2 protein-coding genes are annotated in these 2,395 nt (G+C 36.7%); both read left to right on the forward strand.

What is annotated here, in order from left to right:
* A partial coding sequence (locus tag BGP77_RS01125) for a hypothetical protein (protein ID WP_199224160.1) occupies positions 1-1,351 on the forward strand: 1,351 nt, incomplete at its 5' end.
* A gap of 59 nt (positions 1,352-1,410) precedes the next feature.
* Positions 1,411-2,250 (forward strand): hypothetical protein, encoded by an 840-nt coding sequence (locus tag BGP77_RS01130; protein ID WP_108162905.1) that lies wholly within the window; start codon positions 1,411-1,413, stop codon positions 2,248-2,250.
* The last annotated feature ends 145 nt before the right edge of the window (positions 2,251-2,395 follow it).

Here is a 2,395-nt window from a genome sequence, read left to right on the forward strand (position 1 = left end):
AAATTTTTCCAATGAAATTGAAAGGTTGGTTGAAAATGAGAGGGAGGATAGCGATCACATAAATGATGAAAATATCGAGGAGATATCTAATAGAATATTGAGAATTATTGATAACTATCTTATCAAGTCTGGGGAGTTATTTGCTGCTTCTGTAGTGAGCGGTGATATTTGTTTAAATGACCATCGTACGCTAAATAATTGTATATTCTCAGATATAAATGACTTTCCATCAACGGAGGGCTATCTAGCCCATTTCCCTGATATTGCTCTAAATGTAATAGCAAGATTGTTAAGCTCTAGCTTACCCGCAGTTAAGACCCATCTGAAAAAAATATCTGATACTTATACGCTTTATTCCTTTTTGTGTGAAACACCTGACGTTCAGAAAGTGACAAAAAAAATATTTAGTCACGGAAAAATCTGGTTGGATACTACTATCGTATTGCCCTTACTCGTTGAAACATTCTATAGAGAAGAGCAAAACAAAAAATATTCAAATATTGTTTCTTCTTTAATAGAAAGCGGTGTTGAGTTATGTGTCACAGATGGGGTGATCAGGGAAGTATTGCAACATATTAATATTTCGATCACTTGCTCAAGAAGAAGTTTAACCCAGTGGAACGGAAGAATTCCTTTCTTGTATTACCATTATGTTGAGCAGGGGTACGAGCCTGTAAAATTTGCCTCATCTATTGAAGTTTTTCATGGGCAATATCGACCTGAGGATGATATAGAAGAATACCTTAAACATAGTTTTAATATTGCAGTTGAGCCATTGGTTGATGCTCTTCAATTAGTAGAAGAAGATACAAGGTTTCGTATAGAAGCATTATGGGCAGAGGCTCATAAGGGAAGACGAAGTGAAAATGTCAATTTTGATGAGGCCATAACGGAAGCGTTGATAAAGCATGATGTTGAGAGTTATGTGGGTGTCATTGGAATGCGGCAAAAAGAACAAGTATCAGAGCTGGGTTATAAACACTGGTGGCTTACAATTGATAGCTTAGCTTGGAAGATCAGGAATAAACTTAAAGAAGAGTTTGAGCGCCCGCTTTCGTCCCCATTAATGTCCTTGGATTTTTTAGCTAACACCTTGTCTTTTGGTCCTTCTAGGACGAACTTTAGTAGAGATCAAGAACAATTGCTTCCTCTATTTTTTGAAGCTGATGCATCAGAATATATGCCGAGAGAATTAATCGAGATAGCAAATAGAGTTCGTGAAAAAAATGAAGGCCAGCCTGAGCATGTTATTCGAAGAAAGGTCAGAGATACATGTGATCGCATGAAGAGACGATATGGAAAAGTAACAAAAAGTGCAGTAGACGCTGAACAAGGCACTCCATACGGGTAAATTACTCGCTGCGCTCCTAATTTGTCGGTGAGCGCTGCGTTAGTTTTAGGTGATATCGAATGGCACATAAGTATTACTCACAGAGAGCCGGTACTAACCCCAATCAAGATGGGCTACCGCTTGAAGATACTATTGAATTGTTTACTCGAGTTTTTGGAATACTTGAGAAAGACGGATATTTTGATGAGGCGTTTGGCTTTTGGTGTATTGACCAAGACTACGTTAGCGGAAAAATAGAAGATATTGAACTTGAAATGCTTTTGACAATTCGCAAAAAAAAGCTTTGGCCGATAAGTGAGAATTGGACGACTTACACAGAAGATGATTTCTTAGATTTAATTGAATTTTTATATCAGTATGTTTCTAAACCAATAGATGGCAATTACCATAGTTACAATGACTGCGGTATGCATTGGGAAACCTTCAATAAAGTGCAAGGTCAAGAGTTATTTCTTGAAAAGATTAATGGTGTCCTTGGTCACTATAAAAATAAATTTGAATTGTCGAAGTCGGGAGAAGTATTGCACAAGCCAGAAATAGGGTTTGAAAATATTTTTAACGCAGATGTACCTTCAACAGACAATAACATTGTAAGTAGAATAAATTCCGCAACAAATAATTTTCGCAGGCATGGTTCTAGTATTGATGATAGAAGACAGGCAGTAAGAGACTTAGCAGATGTGCTTGAATACTTGAAACCGTATGTTCAAGAATTATTAACAAATAAAGACGAAAAGGACCTTTTCAATCTCGCAAATAATTTTGGTATCCGGCACCACAATGATAAGCAAAAAACTAATTATGATGCTGCAATATGGTTAAGTTGGATGTTCTACTTTTATCTTTCAACTATTCATGTGGTGTTGAGGAAAATTGAACATGATAAGTCAAATAAATAACAAAGCTGTGAACCGTCGTCCTGAATTACTTGCTGCGTAATCTAGCCTAGGGATCATTTTCGATGGCGATTAAATTCGCCGGTTACAGAATCGTTAGGTTTTAATCAAAGGGGTCATAATCAAAGGGGACAGAGTCATTGATTTT

Origin of the sequence: Saccharospirillum sp. MSK14-1 (assembly GCF_003054965.1) — a bacterium.
Classification (GTDB): domain Bacteria; phylum Pseudomonadota; class Gammaproteobacteria; order Pseudomonadales; family Natronospirillaceae; genus Saccharospirillum.